At 51.7% G+C, this 23,110-nt stretch carries 21 protein-coding genes; 17 read left to right on the top strand and 4 right to left on the bottom strand.

Annotated features, from left to right (window positions below; all coding sequences use genetic code 11):
• Positions 1-275: 275 nt before the first annotated feature.
• The 8 genes from HRU10_08570 (at position 276) to HRU10_08605 (ending at position 6,725) form a co-directional block, all read left to right on the top strand.
• Positions 276-1,754, top strand: a complete 1,479-nt coding sequence (locus tag HRU10_08570) for a sodium/solute symporter (GenBank protein NRA27287.1) — start codon at positions 276-278, stop codon at positions 1,752-1,754.
• 27 nt (positions 1,755-1,781) lie between these two features.
• Positions 1,782-2,162 (top strand): clan AA aspartic protease, encoded by a 381-nt coding sequence (locus HRU10_08575; protein ID NRA27288.1) that lies wholly within the window; start codon positions 1,782-1,784, stop codon positions 2,160-2,162.
• An 18-nt stretch (positions 2,163-2,180) separates the two neighbouring features.
• Positions 2,181-3,791 carry a family 20 glycosylhydrolase gene (locus tag HRU10_08580; protein ID NRA27289.1) on the top strand — a complete coding sequence of 537 codons (1,611 nt, stop codon included), beginning with the start codon at positions 2,181-2,183 and terminating at the stop codon, positions 3,789-3,791.
• Positions 3,792-4,057: 266 nt separating this feature from the next.
• Positions 4,058-4,297 carry a type II toxin-antitoxin system prevent-host-death family antitoxin gene (locus tag HRU10_08585; GenBank protein NRA27290.1) on the top strand — a complete coding sequence of 80 codons (240 nt, stop codon included), beginning with the start codon at positions 4,058-4,060 and terminating at the stop codon, positions 4,295-4,297.
• The gene (locus HRU10_08590) at positions 4,294-4,716 is read left to right on the top strand and encodes a type II toxin-antitoxin system VapC family toxin (GenBank protein NRA27291.1); all 423 of its coding nucleotides are present in this window, start codon (positions 4,294-4,296) and stop codon (positions 4,714-4,716) included. The genes HRU10_08585 and HRU10_08590 overlap by 4 nt, the downstream gene beginning before the upstream one ends.
• 11 nt (positions 4,717-4,727) lie before the next feature.
• The gene (locus tag HRU10_08595; protein NRA27292.1) at positions 4,728-5,207 is read left to right on the top strand and encodes a cupin domain-containing protein; all 480 of its coding nucleotides are present in this window, start codon (positions 4,728-4,730) and stop codon (positions 5,205-5,207) included.
• A 37-nt stretch (positions 5,208-5,244) separates the two neighbouring features.
• Entirely contained in the window at positions 5,245-5,760 is a 516-nt protein-coding gene (locus HRU10_08600) for a flagellar protein FlaR (protein ID NRA27293.1), read from the top strand.
• 461 nt (positions 5,761-6,221) lie between these two features.
• Positions 6,222-6,725: a hypothetical protein gene (locus HRU10_08605; protein NRA27294.1), complete on the top strand. Its 504-nt coding sequence runs from the start codon at positions 6,222-6,224 to the stop codon at positions 6,723-6,725.
• Positions 6,726-6,816: 91 nt separating this feature from the next.
• On the opposite strand, the gene HRU10_08610 is transcribed toward HRU10_08605, so the two are convergent.
• Positions 6,817-9,576 carry a DEAD/DEAH box helicase family protein gene (locus HRU10_08610; GenBank protein NRA27295.1) on the bottom strand — a complete coding sequence of 920 codons (2,760 nt, stop codon included), beginning with the start codon at positions 9,574-9,576 and terminating at the stop codon, positions 6,817-6,819.
• Positions 9,577-9,794: 218 nt separating this feature from the next.
• Between HRU10_08610 and HRU10_08615 the strand changes: the two genes are divergently transcribed.
• The 3 genes from HRU10_08615 to HRU10_08625 all read left to right on the top strand — a co-directional run bounded on the left by HRU10_08615 (position 9,795) and on the right by HRU10_08625 (position 12,365).
• Positions 9,795-10,103 carry a type II toxin-antitoxin system prevent-host-death family antitoxin gene (locus HRU10_08615; protein NRA27296.1) on the top strand — a complete coding sequence of 103 codons (309 nt, stop codon included), beginning with the start codon at positions 9,795-9,797 and terminating at the stop codon, positions 10,101-10,103.
• Positions 10,104-10,105: 2 nt separating this feature from the next.
• A complete protein-coding gene (locus HRU10_08620; GenBank protein NRA27297.1) occupies positions 10,106-10,519 on the top strand; it encodes a putative toxin-antitoxin system toxin component, PIN family in 414 nt (137 codons plus the stop codon).
• A 127-nt stretch (positions 10,520-10,646) separates the two neighbouring features.
• Complete coding sequence (locus tag HRU10_08625) at positions 10,647-12,365, top strand: CocE/NonD family hydrolase (protein NRA27298.1); 1,719 nt, start codon at positions 10,647-10,649, stop codon at positions 12,363-12,365.
• A 77-nt stretch (positions 12,366-12,442) separates the two neighbouring features.
• On the opposite strand, the gene HRU10_08630 is transcribed toward HRU10_08625, so the two are convergent.
• The gene (locus HRU10_08630) at positions 12,443-14,455 is read right to left on the bottom strand and encodes a thioredoxin domain-containing protein (protein NRA27299.1); all 2,013 of its coding nucleotides are present in this window, start codon (positions 14,453-14,455) and stop codon (positions 12,443-12,445) included.
• Positions 14,456-14,573: 118 nt separating this feature from the next.
• On the opposite strand from HRU10_08630, the gene purD reads away from it, so the two are divergent.
• The 5 genes from purD (at position 14,574) to HRU10_08655 (ending at position 20,799) form a co-directional block, all read left to right on the top strand.
• Complete coding sequence (gene purD, locus HRU10_08635; GenBank protein NRA27300.1) at positions 14,574-15,854, top strand: phosphoribosylamine--glycine ligase; 1,281 nt, start codon at positions 14,574-14,576, stop codon at positions 15,852-15,854.
• A gap of 300 nt (positions 15,855-16,154) precedes the next feature.
• On the top strand, positions 16,155-16,397 hold the full coding sequence (locus tag HRU10_08640) for a hypothetical protein (GenBank protein ID NRA27301.1): 243 nt from the start codon (positions 16,155-16,157) through the stop codon (positions 16,395-16,397).
• A 199-nt stretch (positions 16,398-16,596) separates the two neighbouring features.
• Positions 16,597-17,760 (top strand): hypothetical protein, encoded by a 1,164-nt coding sequence (locus HRU10_08645; GenBank protein NRA27302.1) that lies wholly within the window; start codon positions 16,597-16,599, stop codon positions 17,758-17,760.
• Between the two features lie 77 nt (positions 17,761-17,837).
• On the top strand, positions 17,838-18,590 hold the full coding sequence (locus tag HRU10_08650) for a putative 4-mercaptohistidine N1-methyltransferase (GenBank protein ID NRA27303.1): 753 nt from the start codon (positions 17,838-17,840) through the stop codon (positions 18,588-18,590).
• A gap of 361 nt (positions 18,591-18,951) precedes the next feature.
• Positions 18,952-20,799 carry a vanadium-dependent haloperoxidase gene (locus HRU10_08655; GenBank protein NRA27304.1) on the top strand — a complete coding sequence of 616 codons (1,848 nt, stop codon included), beginning with the start codon at positions 18,952-18,954 and terminating at the stop codon, positions 20,797-20,799.
• 87 nt (positions 20,800-20,886) lie between these two features.
• Here HRU10_08655 and HRU10_08660 read toward each other — a convergent pair whose 3' ends face one another.
• Together HRU10_08660 and pspF are read right to left on the bottom strand one after the other, a co-directional pair.
• Positions 20,887-21,102, bottom strand: a complete 216-nt coding sequence (locus HRU10_08660) for a hypothetical protein (protein NRA27305.1) — start codon at positions 21,100-21,102, stop codon at positions 20,887-20,889.
• 136 nt (positions 21,103-21,238) lie between these two features.
• Positions 21,239-22,261, bottom strand: coding sequence for a phage shock protein operon transcriptional activator (gene pspF / locus HRU10_08665; GenBank protein NRA27306.1), 1,023 nt, complete (start codon positions 22,259-22,261; stop codon positions 21,239-21,241).
• 167 nt (positions 22,262-22,428) lie between these two features.
• On the opposite strand from pspF, the gene HRU10_08670 reads away from it, so the two are divergent.
• Entirely contained in the window at positions 22,429-23,097 is a 669-nt protein-coding gene (locus HRU10_08670) for a PspA/IM30 family protein (protein ID NRA27307.1), read from the top strand.
• The last annotated feature ends 13 nt before the right edge of the window (positions 23,098-23,110 follow it).

Here is a 23,110-nt window from a genome sequence, read left to right on the forward strand (position 1 = left end):
TAGCTGCCTTCATTGGTTTCGATTTCGTGTATGAAATGACAACCTATTTCAGGACGACACATCGTTGTCGTGATCGTTGTCGTTGTCGTAATCGAGACACAGTGGTTCACGAATTGAATTAAATTTGGGGTCTGAAGTAGATTTCTTTGGACTCTAGGATTTCAGGTTTTTCGACAACGACAACGACAACGACAACGACAACGACAACGACAACGACAACGACAGCGATAGCGATGGGCTTGTAGTTTTTCTTTGGTTGTGACTGTTTTTCTCAAATGAGCCCGATTGATATCATAATCGTCTCCGGATACCTACTGACCGTTGTAGGAGTCGGGGTGTATGCCGGCCGGCGGGATCGGACTTCCGATGAGTTTTTTGTCGCGGGGCGGCAGGTGCCGTGGTGGGCGGTGTTGGGCTCGCTGGTGGCGACTGAGGTCAGCGCGGCGACGTTCTTGGCCGTGCCGGGCGTTGGGTTCTCTGAGAACATGAATTATCTCCAGATGGGGATAGGCTCGATCTTAGCCCGTTTCTTTGTGGCGGGTGTCTTTGTTGCGGCATTTTATCGAGCAGGGTGTGTGAGTATCTATGAATTTCTTGGTCAACGTTTTGGGCCATTGAGCCAGAAAACGGGATCGTTTTTATTTTTACTCACTCGTTTGTTAGCATCGGGAGTGCGACTCATGATTGCTGCGAGTGGGCTGAGTATCATTTTGGGTATTCCGTTGGAGTGGAGTATCCCAGGTTTTGTCTTACTGGCGCTCATTTATACTGGGGCTGGTGGCATCCGGGCCGTGATTTGGACAGACTGCATTCAGGCGATTGTCTTTATTTCGGCGGGCTTTGCTGTACTGACCTATTTGCTCAACACGGTGGGCTGGGAGGCGTTTTCGAGTATCGCCTCAGAAGCCGGTCGCTTTGAGATACTGCGTTTTACTCCTGTCGAAGAAGGGTTCGCAGCCTGGTTCAGTCATGCCAATGTCCTCTGGCTGGCATTGGGTTTTGGTTTTATCCAGACCACAGCTGCTTTGGGTACGGACCAGGATTTGACTCAGCGCCTTTTGGCTGCTCGGAGTGCACAGCAGGCGCAGCGCAGCTTGATACTCAGCGGTTTTATTGCAATGCCGATTGCAGCGTTGTTCCTCATGGTAGGCATTGGACTCTTCGCGTATGCTCAGACTGCCGAAGTCCAGGCATTGCTAGCACTCGAAGGGGGGAATGATGCATTCCCAACCTTCATTTCTGAACTCGCTCCAGCTGGGCTCAGAGGTTTGTTATTGGCGGGTGTTTTAGCTGCAGCCATGTCGAGCTTGGATTCGGCAATGGCTGCGCTGAGTTCTTCCGCGATTAAGGACTTCATTGAACCATTTAGAAAGGAAGGGCCAAATGCTGCGCCAATCCGGTTATCAAGAGCTATGACTCTAGTCTTCGCCCTTTTTCTTGGTTTGATTGCTTGGTTATTAGGTGAGACAGGGGAGGAGTTTCTCTGGCTGGCTTTTCAGGTCAGTAGCGTGACCTACGGTGCTCTGCTTGGCTTATTCCTCCTCGGTGTCAGTAAACAAGGGTCGGCGATGGACCGGGGTAATATGATCGCTGCCTGTATCGCCGTGCTGCTAACAGGGACTTTCCTGGTGTTGATCAAGGTTGAGGTCATTGGCCTGGCCTGGACCTGGTTGATCGTCATCGGCACCGGGACGACCTATTTTTTGGCTTCTCTCTTTGCGTTTTTGTCCAAAAAAGAGCGGCTTGATCCTTGAAGGTGCTTTGTGTAATCCTGGTAATTTATGGGACACGTTTACGCTGAAATCGAATTATCGAATCCACGGCAGGATGCTTTAAGTCCTGTAATCGTGAATGCGTTGGCAGATACGGGTGCGCTCACTCTGTGTATTCCCGAGCATGTTGCGATACAGTTGGAATTACAGCAGGAGTCGTTGCGAGAAGTTACCGTTGCAGACGGCCGCAGAAAGAGTGTGCCCTATGTGGGGCCAATCAGGGTGTCACTATTGGGGCGATCTTGTTTCGTAGGTGCTTTGGTGCTGGGCGACGAAACTCTTTTAGGCGCGGTTCCTATGGAAGATATGGACTTGATTGTGAATCCAGGTAGGCGATCCATTACAGTCGACCCAAAGAGTCCAAATATTCCCCATGCGAAGGTAAAATAGTGGTTTGTTGCTGCGCGTATGATGCTTTTGCCCCAACCCCAGAAAGTATTGATTTGGCAGGGTTATTGTAAGTTAAATGAGCCAGAATGTCAGACAGACATTTCATCGAAGAAACTTAGACCGGAAGCTTACCGTCTCGAGATCACTGAGTCGGCTATTGTCATTGAAGCCGGAGATGCTGCCGGATTGTTCTATGGCCGACAGACTTTGTCTCAGATTCAGAAGCAATATCCTGAGGCTTTGCCCTGCCTGGTGATTGAAGACGCACCGGCTTTTAAGGAGCGAGGATATATGCTGGATGTCAGTCGTTGTCGGGTGCCTACGATGGCGACGATGCGCCACTTCATCGATTTGTTATCTAGCTTTAAATATAACCAGCTTCAGCTCTACACTGAACACACCTTTGCCTATGTGGGACATGAAGCTGTGTGGCGTGATAGCAGTCCCTTTACTGCTGAAGAGATTCATGAATTAGATGCGTATTGTCGCGATCGCTTTATTGAGTTGGTGCCTAATCAGAATTCCTTCGGGCATTTTGAACGTTGGTTGAAGCACCCGGAGTATCACCATTTGGCCGAATGTCCTGAGGGCTTTGTACATCCGATCAGTCGGGTTAAAAAGACGGTGGGGAGCACGCTTTGCCCGACACCCGAGTCTCTGGATCTAGTGCGCGGGCTCTATGATCAATTGATGCCTTGCTTTTCGAGTGGAAAATTCAATGTGGGTTGCGATGAGCCTTGGGAATTGGGGCAAGGGAAGAGCCGTCGATTGTTCCCTGGCAAGTCGCGCGCCGATCTATTTTTTGGTTTTCTTAAACAAATTGGTGGGGAAACACAAAGGCGCGGTAAGGAAATGTATTTCTGGGCTGATGCAGCGTTGGAGCATCCCGATCGCCTGGATGAGATACCGGAGAATGCAGTTGCTGTTCTGTGGGGCTATGAGGCCGATCATCCGTTTGACGAACAATGCGGCTGTTTGCGCGAAGCCGGGATACCTTTTGTGGTAGCTCCGGGTGATAGCACCTGGCTGAGCTATACCGGTCGCTATGGCCTGGCTGAACAGAACATTCCGCAAGCGGCTGATGCTGCCATGAAGCATGGCGCTCGTGGTCTGTTGCTGACCCACTGGGGTGATCAAGGCCATGCTCAGCCCTGGCCGACGCTGCTTCCCGGTCTTGTTTTAGGAGCCGGTCGATTTTGGAATTCAGAGGTTAGCGTAGATGTGGTGGCAGCGCTCGATCAATTTGTGTTCGAAGATACGGCGGGGGTGCTGGGTTCGTGGCTCTGTGATATCGGACGCTTGGATGAACGCCTAGGAACGCGTCGGTTCAATCGCAGTTTGCTCTACTCAAGACTGCGCGAATCACCGTTTTCGAATGATTTGGAGGAACTGGGTATTCGTTTAGATCTATCTACTTTTAGGGAAGAGCTGAGCCGTTTGGACGCCGACTTAGAATCCATCGATTTGCGCTGCCAGGATGCGGAGAAAATTATGGAGGAGCTTGGGCTGATTTTGGCTCTGCTCGGAAGCAAGCATGCCGATGCCTCGCTGAGGGAACGGTACGCGAGAGTCTGGTTCCGACGCTTTCGGGACGGTGGGCTGGCAGAAAGTATGGATGGGTTTCTCTAGGACACCCTGCCTTTCAATTGACGGAAACTGTTTGGGAGATACGAGCGGCGGCGACAAAGCACCGCCCCCAAGAAAGTTTGAGGCGATTGTCGGGTATGCTCCGTGGTGACTTGGAATTGGCGGATTATGCTTAATGACAGGTGGGGCGCGCTTTGTCGTGCCCCATTGTTAAAGCCAAGATCACGTGAGGGGAGAATCTCCGCAAAGAAACAAAATATTAACTCTAGTTATTTTGACAATCTAGATCATCTAGCTATTTTAGAAAGATGGCTTGGAAATTAGCGGATGCAAAAAATCGTTTCAGTGAGGTCGTTCGTTTGGCTTTAGAAGACAAACCGCAGGAGGTTCAGCGGCGCGATGCTGCGGTGGTTGTGATTTCGAAGAAAAGTTATTTAGAACTCAGCGGAAAGCGGACGGATTTTAAGGAGTTTCTTCTCAGCTGCCCGTCGCTCGACGAGGTTGATTTATCACGTTCTCCTGATCTTCCGCGAGACGTTGAACTATGAGGTATCTTCTCGACACTTGCTTCTTGTCAGAGTTGCGCCGTCCGCATCCAGATCTGGGAGTTCTGGAGTTTTTTGAAGGTGTATCACCGGAACTCTTGTTCGTCAGTATTATCACTCTGGGTGAGATTCAGCGGGGCATTGAGTTGTTGGATGAAGGCAGAAAGAAGCGATCGTTGCATCTGTGGCTGGGTCAGCTTGAAGAGTCATACGGTGCAAATATCGTAACCGCCGACGCTGAAACTGCACGTATCTGGGGTGTGGTTACCGCAAATTGTCAGAAAGGTGGCCGCCCAATTAATGTGAGCGATGGTTGGATGGCGGCGATTGCTTTGCAGCATGGGTTTCACCTTGTGACTCGCAATGTGAAGGATTTTGAGATGGCTGGCCCGCGCTTAGATAATCCGTGGCGAGGACCTTGAAGATTTATGATATGAAGAAGATTAATGCATCAGATATACCGCGAGCAGATTTTAAATCTCCGAAGGGTATTTTTGAACTGAAACGACAGCACCTGTCTTTGGCATTAGGAGGGGTCAAGGATCAGGGGACTTTTGGAGGGGGGCATCCCTTTGATGTTGAGTTGTCTGAATTGCCTCCGGGCAAGAAAAACTATCCGCTTCATGCGCACGCGGCCCAATGGGAGTATTACATTTTTTTGTCGGGGAGTGGTGTCATGTGGAACGAATCTGATGAGCCCACTGAAGTGATTGCAGGCGACCATTTGATTTGCCCGCCCGGTGATGCGCACCAGTTGGAAAATACGGGCGATACTCCGCTCCAGTATTTTGTTATCGCTGACCATCACCCGGCGGACGTCACTCGCTACCCTAAAACGGGTAAGCGTCACATTAAGCCCGAGTTTCGCGTCGTGCAGACTGAAGATGTCGACTATTTTGAGGGCGAGGAGTAAGGGGACTGGTCAATGTATTATATTTGGGATTACGCATATGTGTCGGGTAGCAATCATCGGTAATGTCGGGGGAGGCAAATCGACCCTGTGTCGTGGGCTAGCCCAGTCGAAGCGGCTTCCACTCACTACTGTGGATAAACTGCAGTGGCGGCCGGGATGGACGCTGACCCCTCGCGAGGCTCTAGACTCGGCGCTGGATGCGATTCAGGAGAAGGATCTTTGGATTATTGACGGCTGGGGGTCATGGCGCTCAATTGAGCTGCGTTTCGAAAGGGCGGATACCATTATCTTTGTGGATCATGCGGTATGGGTTCACTTCTGGTTTGCGGCTAAACGACAGCTCAAGGCTTTCATTGCTCCAGATCGGGTCGATACTCCAAAGGGCTGCGACTTGTCCAAGGTAACGCGGGAGATATTCGAGATGATCTGGAGAATCCACACCCAGATGCGAGATCGCTTGTTAAGCCTAATTGATGCTCACCGAGGCAATAAAGCCATCTATCACATCCGTTCTCCTAGAGAGCTCAGACGCTTTGTTAGGGAGCATTGTTGATTCAAATATTAAGAACCGGTGAAACTACTTCTAGTATTTTTGGCCGCGGAAGACGCAGAATTGCACAGAAAAATTTAGAGCTACTGTCTCCCTGACCCTTGTGCGCTTAGGACTAGGTCCTTTAAGGGGTGTGATTTCGATCGCTGTCAGCAGCCTATGTTAGTAGAGAACTTCTATCGGTAATATATAGCTTTTGGATTGCATTTGTCCCTTAGAGAATCCGGTAGTCGACTGTGCGGCGCTTTCGGCGAAAACGCCCTACCTGAAACGGCATCTGGATCGGTAGGGCCGCCTCGCTGAGGGGGCCGAATGCCAGACGCGAGATCAACCCAAAGAGGGGATTTCTGTCGTCATGTATTTCGCAATGAGAGAGTGTTTTGAACAGTCGAAATCACACCCCTCTTTAAGAACTACGGTTATCTAGCTTTGACTTTTTCCGGACTTCGCAGCTGATTCGCGCCATGCGTGGAGCACTCTTTCTGCTGTTATTGTTAGTAGGTTTAGCTACTTATATCATTGGATATCGTCATTATGACCGGAAGGGGCTGCTGAGCTTTGCGGAATCTGTGGAGGCTAAATGTTTAGCGGGTCAGGACGAGCATGTGCGCATGGCAAATTATGCTTCTGAAATCAATTTGGGCGAAACCATTCCTATGGACAAAGCCCTCAAAGACATTGCGCGTCTTTTCGAACTACATGATGAGTCTGTCGAACTCGTGAATGCCTCTACTTTTCCGAAGAAAAACGGATCCCGGGAATATGAACTGGCTGTGGAACGTTTGCTCATCCTGGAGAGTGTCTTGCTCGATTTGTATGCCGAGCTTCTCGACTCGATAGATGAGCCGGCTTACCGGCGCGTATTGGGGTTTCGTGTGGCATCGACGACCGAGGAATATTTTGACGCTTTAGAAACCTCGATCGAAGCTCAGCAGGCTATGCTCCGTTGGAACCGGGCCATCAAGTGATCATTTAGCTGTAGTCAAAGACTCCAAACCCGGCTGGAACAGGCTTTGCCGAAGAATTTTGCGGTCATTTTATTGATAGGTGTGCTTCAGCCTACTCCCAGACGATTTTCTTAGATCGTTTGAGTTCGACTGGATTTTTCATGAACCAGGCTTGGGCGAATTCTTTTCCACTTCCTTGGCGGGTGTAATAGGTCCTTCCTGGACTGACATACTGATTCCAGAATTTCTGGAATATTTGAACATCGGCTTTTTTCCTGGAGCAGGAAAAAGGTACTGGATGGCATGCGATCGTATCGAAAGGCACCATCTTTTTTCCCAGTATTTGAGCGAGGCTGAGGCCTGTTAATTCAACTGAAATCTGCTGACGCTCTATAATGTATTTGTTGTTTTGATAGGGCCCGAGGACTTCGTAAAGGGATTCGGAGAATACCTTCGACTCTGCCTCAGTGCTACCATGCAGCACGATACGATAAAACCCATTTTTACGCTCCAGTAACTCAATGGCTTCACATGTTATATCGCGGCTAATCTGATCCAGTTCCCTGAGCGTAGCGAGTAAAGCATAGGCAAAACTTAGTATGGTTTTATGAGACTTGTTTCCCTGTCGCTCTGCTTCCTCCAAGTGGTGGCGGGCTTCTTTTTGTCGTTGCTGATGGCAAAGTATGATTGCTGAGGCTGATCCTAGCGCAGATATTGCAAGGGTCATTGAGTTTTGAAGTGTCCAAAAAAGCAAGGCACCCGGTAGGGTGCCAGCAATCGACGTTAACAGCTGTATGAGGCGGTATTGTGGGCGGCTCTCTTCTAGGTTAATTTTTACTTCTTCAATCCACGTATATTGGCTGCGAGTCGACTGAGCCGGTCTGACAGACTCAGGTTGGATCTCTAAGCAGTGCATATCAGTATTGCGATAAGGGGTGCCTACTTTCCAAAGTTCTCTGGCTATGTCGCGTTGGCTCGCGCGATCCAGCATTTCGCTATTCAGCTCCGTAGTGATTGGGGCGATTTGGGTGTGTCGTCCTTTTCCTAATAGCGGGTGAATATGCCCAAGCCCTTTTTCGATAACTCCATCATCGCTTACGCCATAGAATTGCGCGTGTTTGGCCTCGAGGCGATGCAGGTCATGTAGTCCAAAGCCTGTTCCTGGCGCGATCGTCACGATATCCCAGTTATTGGCGCATTTAGTGAGCATTTGCGGGTCTTTACGGATTGATCGTCCGCGGATTTGGTTGACGCTCACAAAGGCAGAGATCGCGGTCAGGTCGACTAGAGTATTTAAGGATTGTGAGTCCCAACCCTCTCCCAGCAGGCTGCGCGTGCTGATCAGCAATCGAGATAGGCCGCTTTCGAAAATTTCGGTGATAAGGCTTACTCGAATACGTGTATTCCAGTCGGGACCGTTTCCTGATACTCGAAAATAACCTTGTTCCGGTTCTGATATGAGTTCGAATTTGAGCGCACGCCGTTTGCGGTATGCTGCCGCGAGGGCTATAAATGGCTCTAGGAAATCGTCATCGATTAAAAGGGAGCGTCCAGTGATCATTATTGGATCGAGCTGGTCGACGTCATCGCAGTGTGTCACGGCATCCATAACATCGATCGCGGTGATGCCGTCACATCCTTCTCGTCCGAATTCGTAGTCTACGAGGACTAAAGCGCGCATGCTGTCCATCTGGTAACCTAATTCTTGACGGAGTATTTCCTGAAGCCCGACTAATTTGCTTCTGGATAAGGTAAGGGCGCGCGCAGTGCCAGAATTCGTAGACTGATAGTTTGAACGGGAGAATCGAAAACCCAGGCGGCCCATCACGTCATCTAAATTCTGAATGAGATCCTTAACCGTCCCCTTAAGGGGTTCGAGATGGTACTTTCTGAAGTCGGCTAATACCAGAGCTAGATCATCAGTGTCGCACGGCGATGCCATCTCATCTATCCAAATGGCGTTGATTGGGGGTTCGAGCTTCGCGCGTTTGAGGTACCGAACATAAGCAATCGCCGCGTCGGGGTGCTTGCGCATCCAATCCGGGAATGGCAGAATCTCTCCTCGATATTTTGATTGATCGAGACAGTCGTAGATCCAATTTGCCAATCGCTGCCGCGGATATTCTGGAGTCTCGAGCTGATTTAGCAAAGTATTCAGCTCTTGATCAGCCGCTTCAAGCTGGTCCAACTCGTCTTCTCCGGGATGTGTGAAATAGACTAAATCTTGGTAGGGGGCCAGGTCTCCCTGTCTTACCACCGCAGGAAGGGGTATTTCTTTTCTGACTGGCCCAGCAATACGCAGGTAGCGATTGAGCGCCTTGGGGGCGACCTCTATAGGTGGTGTCGCTGTGAGAGAGATGATGAAAGGGTCGTCAAGTTGCTCTATTATGTGTTCGATCACTTCTCCCCAAAAGCCGGTGATGTGGTGGCACTCGTCCAACACCAAAACACGGTAATTCCCAGCAATGAGTTGATCTATAGTGGCTTGTGCATTCTCGTGATTTCCATTCGATTTGAGATCGCGTATAGCTACCGATTGGTAAGTAAGGGAAAGAAAAGTCGCGCCTGAGTTAGCTACTGGACTCATCCAAGAGTCGTCTAGTGCTGTTGAGTTGATGTGGTCAGTCGATTCTTCGAAACGCTTAACCCATTGAGCTTGAATAGCATTGTTGGGAGAAAATATGACTCCTTTCGATCGAGTGAGAAAAAGGGCCGCTAAACCAATGATCGTCTTGCCTGAACCGGGTGGGGCGATGAGATGATATTTCTTCGAGCCCTTTTGTATCGAATCAGCAATTTCATCCAGAACCTGCTGCTGGTAAGGTCGGAGAGAAAATATTAAATCACGTTGATGGTCGAGTGGGCGCTGCATGCACTTTCTTGGACTTCGATGGCTTTATTTTTCCGTAAATGCCAGGTCGGAAAAGGACAATAAACATCGTGTTTGTATCGGAGGCGAGCTCCCCAACAAGGCTGGACGATTACAATAAAGACATTTGGTGAAAGTCGACGTGGTTATAATCATGCTCGGTTCAAGCAGACTGCAGTTAAAAAATTGACTTTGTCAGACATTTGTCAGACAAATCATCCATGATCTCCTTTATTTCGACTCGCGAACTCTCTCGGCAACCCGGAAAAGTGATGGCGAAAGTTTCCGAAGAAGGTCCTCAAATTATCACTCAGAATGGGACTCCAACGGCTTACTTAGTCCCTACCAGCGGTCGAGGAATCGAAGAAGATTTAGATATACTGCGGCGACTGTTGCTGGGGCGGTCCTTAGACGCGATGCAGGCTGACGCTGCACGTTCCGGGGCTTCAGCGCTTACGATGGAAGATATCATTGGTGAGACTTCATCCGTTCGGTCTGAACGGCAAGCTGATGATTTGGCCGGCAGCTAGGAATGAGCGCACCAAGCTGGGTGATCGATACCAAAGTGCTTGTCTCGGCTGCTCTGTCTGCTGGGGGAAACTGCGATGCGATCGTCCGAGCAGCCGTCAATGGCCGGATACGACTCATGTGGTCTGCTCCCATACTCTCTGAGTATCGTGCCGTACTTCTGCGGCCTAAATTTCGATTTCAACCGCAGCAGGTTGCTTCCTTGTTAGAGTTGTTTGGACCTGTAGATCAAGTGAGTCCGATTAGCGTAAAAGTACGCATGCCGGATCCAGACGATTTGGCATTTCTTGAGGCAGCAAACGCGACAACTGATAAAATATTGGTGACTGGGAATCTGGCTCACTTTCCCGACGATTTATGCAGGCCGGTTTGTGTGCTTTCGCCGGCGCAGGCGGTTGAGCGACTCGCCGAGATGTGACCGCAGCTAAATGCTCTGGAGGGCGGCGCTTGGTCGTAGCCGGTTGTGTTTCTAAAAAACTAATCCGGCAATTTTAGAGCACAAAGCCCCTAACCCGGCTGGAACAGGCTTTGCTTGCCGCCTCATTATGAAGAATTTTGCGGTCAGTTTATTGATAGGTGTGCTTGGGCTGACGTGTGCGTGGGCAGACGAACCTGAGTTTCCGGAGACGGTTCAAAAGAGTTATAAGGTGGGCGTCCCGATGCGGGATGGTGTCGAGCTGGCCACCGATATTTATCTCCCTGATGCCTCGGGCGGACCGTTTCCGACGTTGTTTGTGCGTGATATTTATGGCAATGGCGGTCAGGCGGTGCGGCAGCGTTATGCGCGGCTTGCGACGGCTAATGGCTATGCGTTTGTCTATCAGATTTGTCGGGGGCGCTACGATTCAGGCGGCGAGTGGTACCCTTATTTCGCCGAACAAAACGATGGGGATGATGCCATCAAATGGATCGCGAAGCAGCCTTGGAGCGATGGGCAAGTTGGTATGTTTGGCAGCAGTTACTTGGCCTCGGTGCAATGGTTGGCTGCGCTGAATGATAATCCGGCACTGGTAGCCATTGCACCAGCGGTCAGCCCTGGAAATTATTATCGGGATGTGGCTTACCCTGGGGGGGCTTTCTCTCTGTTGAGCCGAGCGAGTTGGGGGATCGGTCTGGTAGGAGCCCGTACCAACCAAACATACCCGGTAGACTGGATCGGGGGCGTGGATCATCTACCCCTCAAAACGCTTGATCAGGCTCTGGGCTTCGATGTGCGCCACTTCCGAGATTGGCTCGACCATCCGAGTTATGACAGCTACTGGCGTCCGCTGAACCTTGAGGCACGTGCGCCGGAGATGTCGGTTCCGGCCCTAAATATCGGGGGCTGGTATGATGCGTTTTTGCGGAGCACGGTGGGGAGCTATGTCACCATGACTGAGGAAGCGCGCACTGAGGAGGCGCGGCAAAATCAGCGCCTCGTGATTGGTCCATGGCCGCATGGCTGGAATCGCTCGAGCACCACGGGCGATTTGGATTTCGGCGAAGAGGCGATCATCGATTGGGATGCGCTACACCTAGAGTGGTTTGCGCATTGGATGAAGGGTGAGCCGCTTCCTGAGGAGCCGCCGATTCGTATTTTTGTCATGGGCGACAACACCTGGCGATATGAACATGAGTGGCCGCTGGCTCGGACGAAATATACGAACTACTATTTTCATCCAGACGGTAGCCTGTCTTCAGAGATGCCTGAGGCAGCTGGAGAGGTGTTTATGGGCTATACCTACGATCCAAACGATCCCGTGCCAACCCTGGGAGGAAACATCATGCGCTCGGAGGTGCGTGGACCTCGGGATCAGCGTGTGTTGGATGACCGGACCGATATCCTACGTTTTGTTACGGAATCCTTTGAAACGAAGATGGAGATCACGGGACCATTGGTTGCAAAGCTTCATGCATCTACAGATGGGCCGGATACCGATTTTATGGTGAAGCTAGTCGTGGTCAGGCCAGACGGTTTCAGCTTTAACCTGGTCGATGGAGTCATCCGTGCGCGCTATCGCGAGGGCTTCGATACACCCAAGCTCGTCGAGCCCGGGGCAATTTTGGAATACACCATCGATGTGTGGGCCACGAGTTATGTCCTGCAACCGGGCGAGCGCCTGCGGGTTGACATCACCAGCAGTAATTTTCCACGCTTAAATCGGAATCCCAATACGGGTGCACCTTTTGGTGAAACTACGGAACTCCGGGTGGCCGACCAGAAGATATTTGCCAGCCAGATGTATCCGAGCCATATCGTGCTGCCAGTGATCCCTGCGGAGTAGGACTTTTCTACCTGGGAATGCCAAGCTGGGGCTTGGCGTTCCCAGGTGTCTTTATTACTCTTTAGACCTAAATAGCTTCAGCTCAGCTCCTCAGCCAAGGCTTCCGGGTCGATGGTCGGCACCGTGCAATGCGTGCCGATGCAGAGTTGAAAACCATCGGACTGATTGGGATCTTCGGAGGGTAAAAAATAAGCGCGGCGCCAGGGTTTTTCGCCGAGTAGTTCGATCAGTGTCGGCTGAACCGTTTCGGTGCCATTCATGCGGATAACGGCGACCCCCATGAGGTCGCTGACGATGGCCGACATGGCGTGAGCGGCAGAGCTGGAGACGTGGGCGATGAGCGCCGGGGCGACTTCGACGAGGCGTTCGAGCTCTGCGCGGTATTTCCCATCGCCGGTGAGCGCGTGGAGACTGGAGAAAATGTGCATGAGCGCCCCGTTGCTCGATGGGATGGCATTGTCGTGCCATTCCTTTTTGCGGACAGCCAGATCGGTTTGGTCTTGGCTAGTGAAGAAATAGCCTGCCTTTTCGCTATCGCTGAAGTGGTGTATGGCGTAGTCGGTGATGGCTTGAGCCCGATCTATCCAAGGCTGTGCCGCGCCGGGGCGATAGAGCTCGATACGCGATGCGATAGAGAGAAATGCTTCCGCCGTGTAGGTGTAATCCTGGAGGGTGCCCGGTTCGTCAGAGCGTCCTTCGGGGTAGGCGACGCGATACACTGCGCCATCTTCTCCGGTCATTTCTGCCCAAATCCAGGAGGCCGTGTTGACAGCCAGCTCAACCCACGGCCAATGGTTGAGAGCAAACCCAGCCTCTGCGATACCGCGTGCCAATAGGGCATTCCAAGAGGTGAGGCGCTTGGTGTCGCAGCCCGGACGCACGCGTTGTTCGCGGGCTGCGAGGAGCTGTTCTCTGACATCGGCGAGGGATTGGCGTTTTTGGATATCGTTTGTGGCCAGGGCTGGGTTTGAGAGCCCATCTTCGAATGTGCCGGACGAAGTGATGTGGTAGATTTTGCAAAACTCTTTGGCGTCGTCCTCACCCAAGACGGCCTTCACCTGCTCGGGTGTCCAGCAGTAGAAAATACCTTCTTTGCCCTCAGAATCTGCACCCAGGCTGGCGTAAAAACCGCCTGCATCGCAGCGCATCTCGCGATTGAGCCAGGTGATGGTTTCGGAGAGGACTAAGGGGTAAAGTGCGTCCTGATAGCGGAGGAATGCTTTGGCGTATGCATCGAGGAGCAGACCGTTGTCGTAGCCCATTTTCTCGAAGTGGGGAATGAGCCAAAACTTGTCTACACTGTAGCGGCAAAACCCGCCTCCGACTTGGTCGAAGATGCCGCCGTGGGCCATGCCGTGGAGCGTGGTATTGACCACTTGATCGATGCGTTCTGCCAGCTGGGAGTCCTGCTCACATTTGCGGGTCGCCCGCACTGCCATCAGAAAATCTATGGTCATGGACGGCGGAAACTTAGGCGCCCCGCCGAAGCCACCGTATTCATCGTCGTGGGTTTCGGCGATGTGTTGAGCTGCATCAAAGAGGATTTGTGGGTCGAAAGACTTGGCCTGACGCACGTAGGCATCGTTTTGGTGGCTGATATTTTTGAGGATGTTGGCCCCATTTTCCTCACAGTCTTTGCGCGACTTTTTGAAGTGTTCGGAGATCCGCATCAGGAGCTGAGGCCAAGGAATGATTTGGCCGCCTCGGCGGTCGTCGGGTGGGAAGTAGGTGCCGCCAAAAAAGGGCCGCCTGTCGGGGAGGCAGAAGGCGTTGAGGGGCCAGCCTCCGCTTTGGGTGATCATGGTCACTGCATCCATGTAGATTTGATCGACTTCAGGATGCTCTTCGCGGTCTACCTTGATGTTGACGAAGTGTTTATTCATCAAGCCGGCGATATACTCGTCTTCAAAAGATTCGTGCGCCATGACGTGGCACCAGTGGCAAGCGGAATACCCTATCGATATCAGCACGGGCACGTCACGTTTCTTTGCCTCCTCAAAGGCCTCAGGACACCACGGCCACCAGTCCACCGGATTGTCGGCATGTTGTTTCAGGTAAAGACTTTTGGTGTCCTTCAGTCGGTTTGGCATAGACTTTATGCAAGTGATGAATGCCCCAACCGCAAGCGGGGGCTGCATGAGGAGGCATGAAATACTATTTACCCTGGGCGATGTTCTTCTTTCTCTCGGAGTCTATTTACAACCAGCTATGCCACTAAAAATTATTGTCGTCGGGTCTGGAGGGCGCGAGCACGCCCTGGTCGAGGCCTGTTTGAAGAGTTCTGAAGTCGCCACTGTTGTCGCTTTGCCGGGGAATGGCGGCATGCGTCAGGTGGTGGAGTGTGTGGATATCTCGGTTACGGATATCGATGCGATCGTTGACTATGCCAAAGGGTTTGCGGCTGATCTTGTGATTTGTGGGCCCGAGGTGCCGTTGAGCCTGGGTTTGGCCGATGCGCTGGATGCTGAAGGCATTCCGGTGTTTGGCCCCAAGGAGCACGGTGCGCGGCTTGAGGCGAGTAAGGCGTTTTGCAAAGACTTTCTTCAGCGCCATGCGGTGCCCACGGCGGCATATCAGACGTTTTCCGATCTTGATGCGGCTTTGGGCTATCTGGACAGCCAGAGCTTTCCTCTCGTCATTAAAGCCAGTGGCTTGGCTGCGGGAAAAGGCGTGATCATCGCCGAGGATCGTGCCACTGCGGAACAGACGCTGTGCGAGATGCTCTCGGGGGATGCCTTTGGTGAGAGCGGGAAGACGGTCGTTATCGAGGAGTTCATGACTGGCGAAGAGGCGTCGCTGCACCTGATCGTTTCGGATGGAAATTATCTGATCATGCCCATGAGCCAGGACCACAAGCGCATTGGCGAGGGGGATACGGGGCTCAATACGGGAGGCATGGGCGCTTATGCTCCGACAGGGGCCGTAAATAACCAAATGATGGAGCAAATAGAACGCGAGATTATCGCTCCGACGATGGCGGGTTTTGCCGCGGATCAAATGCCGTACCGGGGCACGCTTTATATCGGACTGATGCTTACGCCTTCTGGACCGAAAGTGGTCGAGTTTAACGTGCGTTTTGGCGATCCCGAGACACAAGTGCTCCTGCCGATGATCGACACTGATATCGTCCCGATTCTCAATGCGGCAGCTCGTGGTGAGCCCTTACCTGATCGCTTGCCGATCAAAGACGGTTTCAGCATGGTGGTGGTGCTCGCAGCGGGGGGCTATCCGGGCAGTTATGCTAAGGGCGACCCCATCACATTTCCTGAGTCACTTCCGAAAAACGCATTTGTTTATCATGCAGGGACGGAGCTCGGCACCGACGGGCGCATCGTCACGAGCGGAGGGCGCGTTCTTGGGGTAACTGGATTTGGGACCGATATTCAGTCCGCTGCCAGCGCCGCCTACGCTGCTTGCGATGAAATATTGTGGAAAGGTAAAACCCTGCGCCGCGACATCGGGCATCGTGAATTGAAGCGAGGGTGTTGAGGTGTGAGGCTTAGATTATCTGCAAAAGTGGCTGAGACATCACGTTTTGCGTAGTAACGCGTCTAAATGTAGAGGGCATAGCATGGATACCGCTCGAACACATACAGGACATTTTGAAATCGGGTTTCGTCGTGGTTGGCACGCTTGGCAGCAGGATAAAATGCGCCTCTGGGAGTTTTTTTGAATCGGCGCGCTTTGGCTGTGTGGACCTCAAACCGGAAGATTTAGATCTTGGACGGCGCGTGATCAATTCTGGTTGTGGGCTTGGCTCCGTCGATCTGGCAGGTCGGAAAGGACTGATTGATCGAGATCGAGGTGCCCAAGCCCGCGCTATCGAAGCTGCATGAATTCGGGGGTGCTCACTGGAGATACTGTGTTCCGGGTGCCGGTGTCATATCTTGGCGTGAAATTTTAGAAAAGTTGAAGGATCGCGGCTATGAAGGATGCGTGAGCATAGAACTTGAAGACGAAGATTTTAACGGTTCGGAAGCGGGCGAAAAGCGAGGCTTGTTGAAATCGCGAGACTTCCTTGAGCAATGTTAACGGGTGTCGGTGATCGGGTTTGGTTGGTCTTCTTTGATCGCTACCAGTTGATCTCTAAAATAAATACATCACAAACCTTGAACTTTAGCCGTTACTGAATGTCCTAGCGTTCGTGCGAGGGCCAAGGACACATCTTTTGATGTCTGAAGCTGTGCCTCTCTGCCCTCCACACTTCATTCATTCAAAACACAAAAATACTATGGCTGACTTCAGTAAATATTCGTTTCCGCCCTTTTCTATCCAGCGCCTCATGCGCACTTGTTTCGGAGAGGGCTCCGGAGAAAAACTCTGCATCTTGATCGATCTGCCTAATCCGCAGGACATCAAAGACTTCGCATTTTTAGACGATCCATCGCTCTCAATCCAGAACTATGGGCACGAGGTGTTCTACAAGGGCTTCAAAGCGGGTGCGCTTGAAGATCTTAATTACACCGGTGGGGATATTTTCGCCTACAAAGAAGCTGGCGGTTCGAACCTCGATTACGATGACCCGTGCTTCGATCCAGAGGGCAATGAACTGAGCTTAGAGAAGGATATCTATCAGAATTACGGTATCATTCTCTGCATAACCACCTGGTCTGCCACAGCTCCGCTAACCGCCGCGGCTAAGAAATTTGGTTTCCGTGGCGCAACGATGCACGGGCTCAACCAGATCATTGTCGATTCCGGTTTGTCGGTAGATTACGACCAAATTTCTGAAGAGGCCGAGATTCAACGGCTAGCGCTCACACGCGCTGACGCCTTTGAGATAGATTTTGAGGTCGAAGGACAACGGACAACGCTCCGTCTCGAGTGTAGCCAACAGGAAGCGCAAAAGTCACATGGCCTATGCCCTCCTGGGAAGCCCGACGTAGCTAACCTCCCGGCGGGTGAAGTCTATTTCGTACCGACAAGCGCTGAGGGTAAATTCCCCTTTAAATACGAAGAGGGCACCCTCGGGCTGCTGTCCGTGACGAACGGCTTTATCACAAGCTCTCGTCTCCTTTACGGTAATTACGATCTGATCCGTGAGCACAACGAAAAGCTTAAATCTGATCCGATGACAGGTGCTATCGGCGAGCTCGGCTTTGGCACCCAAGTGCTGCCGTTTTCTGGTCGTGATATCCAAGATGAGAAGATCCGAGGCACGATTCATGTCGCTACCGGCCGGAGTGATCACTTGGGTGGGCACCTGACACCGGAATTGTTCAAGAGTAAGCTCAATGCTTCTCATGATGATGTGCTCTATGCACCTCACAAAACTCCAGAAGTAAGGGTCCCTCAAGTGCGCATGTATCGCGATGGTGATGTGACTGTGCTCATGGAAAACTACGAACAGGCTGCCTACCTTAAGGACAAGCTTGAGATGGTTACTGCCGTCTAGTTTTCAAAACAATTCATTGAGTAAAAAGGGCCTGTATTTCGCGGGTCCTTTTTCATTATAGAAATCTCTCTCTGTTCATGACTGAAAACCCATACGAATCCGACGAGCTACTCACCCAGTATCTCCTTTTTCACTACGGCACTGCCCGTGAAGTTCTTCCGTGGCCTTTTGGTCCTAAGGAAGCCCTGGATTACGCCGTCCGCTGTGTCTCGGAGCCCTTATCTGACCACACTCTGCCGGAAAATGCACGGGCGCTCGATATCGGCTGCGCGGTAGGCCGTTCGAGTTTCGAGCTGTCGAAGGTATGTTCTGAGGTGATCGGTATCGACTATGCACATAAATTCATCGATGCGGCTAATGATCTCAAAAGTGCTGGGTCGGTTGATTACCGTTACACGGTAGAGGGAAAGACTACTGAAGCTGCCACAGCCCTCATTCCAGACTGTGCCCATGCGGACCGCGTGACTTTTGAACAGGGCGATGCCATGGATCTACGTGATCACTTGGGGCAGTTTGATGTCGTGCTCGCAGCCAACCTTATCTGCCGCCTCACTGATCCAATGAAATTCCTTGAGCGTCTGCCGGGTCTACTCAACCCGGGCGGCCTGCTCATCATCAACACGCCATTGACATGGATGGAGGCATTCACCCCTGAGATCAACTGGATCGGCGGCACGCCCGAAACCGGAGAGACTCTTCCGGGTCTCAAGGAAATTCTCGGTAAAGACTTCGCCTTCCAGACGGCCGTCAACATGCCCTTTTTCATCCGCGAGCACGCACGCAAATACCAGTGGAGTGTCGCGCAGTCTTCACGCTGGCTAAGGCGGTAAAGATATAAGGTCGATGTAGGCGGTCTCTTTTAAGAATCCGCTAATGCACGCGAATTAACGCGAATATTCGGGCAGTTATCTCGCGATCGTTGTCGTTGTCGAAACTGGTGCCTAGCAGACTACGAACACGCTCACGAGGCCCGAATGCCGCCACTGCCAGTCTGCTTATTTTCACCAGGCATCAACTAAACCGACAAAATTTGTATCATAGCTATCGGTACGTACGTTATTTAGCGATAGCTCAAAAAATGTTCGGACGGTAGGCGTATTGAAGAAGCGGCCATTCGGGTCGCGCTCAAGTAAAGTCTAGTCTAACAAACCTACTGATCTGTCTATGTCTGAAAAAACCGAAGTGAATGAAATCGTAGAAACCTCCACGGTTAAGCCTCCGCACGAGAGTTTCACAGACCGCGTTGCTGCGAGTGAAGCCTATCGCATCGAAGCCGCACAGTTTGCTACGAAACGTGCCTTGGACGCCTTAGCGCAGCGCGAAGATATCCACCCTGAGCACCGCCCCGACATAAACTACGTCGAAGAAAAAATCGGTGCGGCTGATTCATTCGCGATGAGCTTCACCAAGGGGCTGAAACATGATAAGGATACGGGGCTAGTCTCAAAGCCAGCGGATTTCGAAGCCTACCGAAAAGCGATTGTTGAGGGATTCGTCAAAAGGGATGATGGTGATGAGCCCTTCACTCAAGAGGTCCCTTCGACACTTGAAGAAGGACGCCCATGGGAGGCGCCTACTGCGGGCCAGGTTTTTGATTTACAAGGGCCAGATGCACAAGCTGTTACCATGCAGAAAGCGCCTCAGCTTGGTGACGACGAGTTGACGCTTGAAATGGCAGAAGTCTATGAATTGGCCTTGCTGAGAGACGTGCCCTTTTCTGCATTCCGGGAAAAACAAGCCGGGGAAAATGGTAGAAAAGTTGACGGCTCTGTCACCCGACTCGAGCGCCTCCTCGATAAGGGGTTTCGCAAGCGTATGATGGATGCTAGCGGGCGTAGACTTTCCGCACAAAATGTGTTTCGTGGGTCATCGAAAGGAGTCGATTTTGGGCCTTATCTATCGCAATTCATGCTCATTGGAAGCCGCTCCTTGGAACAGGGGAAGGAAGAGTTTGGGCCGTTGTCAGGCTACATTAACTATGGCGCGCAGCGAATCGACCAACGCGTACCGGTCGCTCAAGCTGGGGTCAATTACATGACAGACTTGGAGAGCTGGATAAAAGTCCAGGATGGCGGCAATGTGCGTGACAATGGGGTGCTCTTTGATCGTAGCGCCCAGCGCCGGTTTATGGCGACTCCTCGGGATTTAGCGACCTATGTTCACGACGACGCGCTCTACCAGGCCTACCTGAATGCTTGCTTACTTCTCTTGAGCTATGGAGCGCCCTTTGATGAGCGATTCGACGCCCTGTCTGGAGGCCGTACCGAAATTCCGGATCCTTTTACCTACCGTGCTGCTGGGGGCTTCGCTCTCTATGGCGGACCGCATATTTTGAGTCTCGTCACGGAGGTGGCGACCCGAGCGCTGAAAGCAGTCAGATATCAAAAGTTCAATGTCCACCGACGCCTGCGGCCTGAGGCACTTGCGGCGCGTATGGCTTTGTTGGATAACCTAGAAAATTCGGTTACAGAGGCTACTTTCTCCAAGTTTTCCAAGATGGAAGGCGATTTGAAGCCGACGCTTACTGAGATACGCGCCCTCAATACGAATAAGTCAGCGTTCTTACCGATGGCATTTCAAGAGGGGTCACCGATGCACCCAGCTTATGGTGCAGGGCATGCGACTGTGGCTGGGGCGTGTGTGACTATTCTGAAAGCATTTTTTAATACGGATGCGGTGTTCTTCAAAAAAGACGGTGGGCTTTCAATCGGAGCAGTTGAAAACGCTGCTCCTATGGCATTCATGGCAAGTGATGATGGCTCAGAGTTGGTGCCTGATACGGGCCTGAGTGCTCCACTCACTGTGGGGGGCGAGCTTAATAAATTGGCAGCCAACATCTCGATCGGGCGTAATATGGGCGGCGTGCACTATTACTCTGATTATTTCGATAGCATTCGGATGGGAGAAGAGATCGCGATCGGTCTTCTTAAGGAACAGGCTTTGGGTTATCCGACTGATAATTTTGAACTCACGCTAGAAAAGTTTGATGGCGCGTGTGAAGTCATCAGCCGCGATTTAGTGAAGCTAAAAAAGTCCTGACGGGTGCAATTGAGGGGACGGGGAGTTCTTTGCACTGGATATACAACGATCACCGTAAAAGAGAGGAGCTATTACTCGCTATCCCTGTTACCCGTCGGTGCCCTTGTCGTGGTTGGGGCGCTCTGGTCGGCTCGCGTCTTCGATTTGGATCGAGGTAGGGATCGTTGTCGTTGTCGTGATCGTTGTCGAGATCCCGTCGACTACGCCAACGACCACGATAGCGACAACGAAAACCGCTGGAGGGCGGTGCTTTGTCGCCGCCGGTGGCCTGTTGCTTGGGCGGTCGTTCCAATCGATACGCAACCCGCGAGCCGACAGAGCGGCTCAACAACAACAAAGGCAGTTGGGGCAATCTCCCCGCTGTTTCAATTACACCCAGTCCTGAGAATCCCGTAATATTGACCCTGCCATTCGACTCCGTAAATGCTTGTTCGGTCATCTAGGCTTTCAAGTTGTGCTTTCGGATGAGGTTGCGGAGTTGGTGGTAGTTGAGCCCAAGGGCTTCGGCGGCAGCTGTGGGTTTGTGTCGATGGGCCTTGAGGGCTGTCTCGATGGCGTGGCGTTCTAGCCCGTCTACATGAGTTTTGAGATCGCCGTCGCTTAGACTCCAGTGAAAGGAAGTTGGGTCTTTGAGGATTGCGGTTTTTGAGTCGCTTCTGTCGCTGGTAGGTGGAGGGGCTGCCCATGGATTGGCGAAAGGGTTTGTTTGTATCTGGGTAATCTCCTCGCCGGTGCTGTGGACCACGGCGCGTTCGATGGTGTTTTTGAGTTCCCGGATATTGCCGGGCCATGGGTGAGTGAGCAGTTGCTTCTCTGCGCGGGGGCTGATGCGGACCCAGGGATCGCGACCGAGCTCGTCAGCCATGCGACCCGCAAAGTGCTGTGCCAGGACAAGGATGTCTTCGCCGCGTTCGCGTAACGGGGGGAGAAAGAGGACTTCGAAGGAAAGACGATCCAGAAGGTCAGCCTTGAACTTATCAGCTTTGACCAGAGCTGGTAAGTCTGCATTGGTGGCACCAATGATACGCACGTCGACCGTAATAGCTTGATTGGATCCCACACGTTCGAAGGTCCCATACTCGACCACGCGGAGGATCTTTTCTTGCACTGCCATGGGCACTTGGCCGATCTCGTCGAGAAAAAGCGTGCCGCCATGCGCCTCTTCGAATCTCCCTTTGCGCCGTTTGGTGGCTCCTGTGAAAGCACCAGCTTCATGACCAAAGAGTTCTGACTCGAGAATCGTTTCAGGCAAAGAGGCGCAGTTGAGCGTGATCATTGGACCGTCCCAGCGTTGTGACAGAAAATGGACGCGACTCGCTGCCAGTTCTTTACCGGTCCCCCGTTCGCCTATGAGTAGGACAGGCCGCTCTACAGGTGCGACCGTACTGAGCTGGTCCTGAAAGGCGAGAAAGGCATCGGATTCACCGATCGCTTCAGGGAGACGTTCTTGATTGAGTGACATATTTACTTAAAAAATAAAAATATTTTATAAAAGCTGTCGCCTAGATTTTATTTAAAATTTTTAAAATGTTGATAGGCAAAGACTAAAAAAGAATGAATAGTTACTTGGCATGCCTGATGTTGATGTCTTGGCCGTAACTTCAGAATAATTCAAACCAAACAAACACCATGGGAATTTTTTCAAGATTTAGAGACATCGTTTCGTCCAACATCAACAGCATGTTGGACCAGGCAGAAGATCCAGAAAAGCTCATCCGCCTTATGATTCGCGAGATGGAGGATACGCTCGTTGAGCTCAAGTCCTCGTGTGCACAAGCGTTGGCCAACCAGTCAAAAAACGACCGGATGCTCGCTGAGCTGGAAGAGCAATCCTCTCGCTGGACTAGTCGTGCCGAATTAGCGGCTGAGAAAGGTAAGACGGATTTGGCTCGTGAGGCATTGGTCGAGCGCAAAGGCATCAACCAGAAGATCACCGACCTCAATGACAACGGAGCCCATCTGGTCGGTATCGTGGGTCAGTATAAAAAAGACATCGAAGAGCTTGAGGAGAAAATCACTCAGGCGCGCAAGAAGCATGCGGTGCTTGTCCAGCGCCATCGCCAAGCGACCCATCGCAAGAAGGCTCAGGAAGAGATACGTAATTATGATGCGGCGAGTGCCATGGCTAAGTTTGACGACTTAGAAAAGCGCATTGAGCGTGCCGAAGCAGATGCTGATCTGGTAAATATCAAGCCTTCAAGCCTTGACGACGCATTCAGTAAACTAGAGCGCGACGAAGAGCTAGAAAAGGAACTGGACGCATTGATGAACAAAAGCGGTGCTAAGGAAGACAAATAATTCGACCTTAAGC

Source organism: Opitutales bacterium (assembly GCA_013215165.1).
In the GTDB taxonomy this organism is placed as follows: Bacteria; Verrucomicrobiota; Verrucomicrobiia; order Opitutales; family JABSRG01; genus JABSRG01.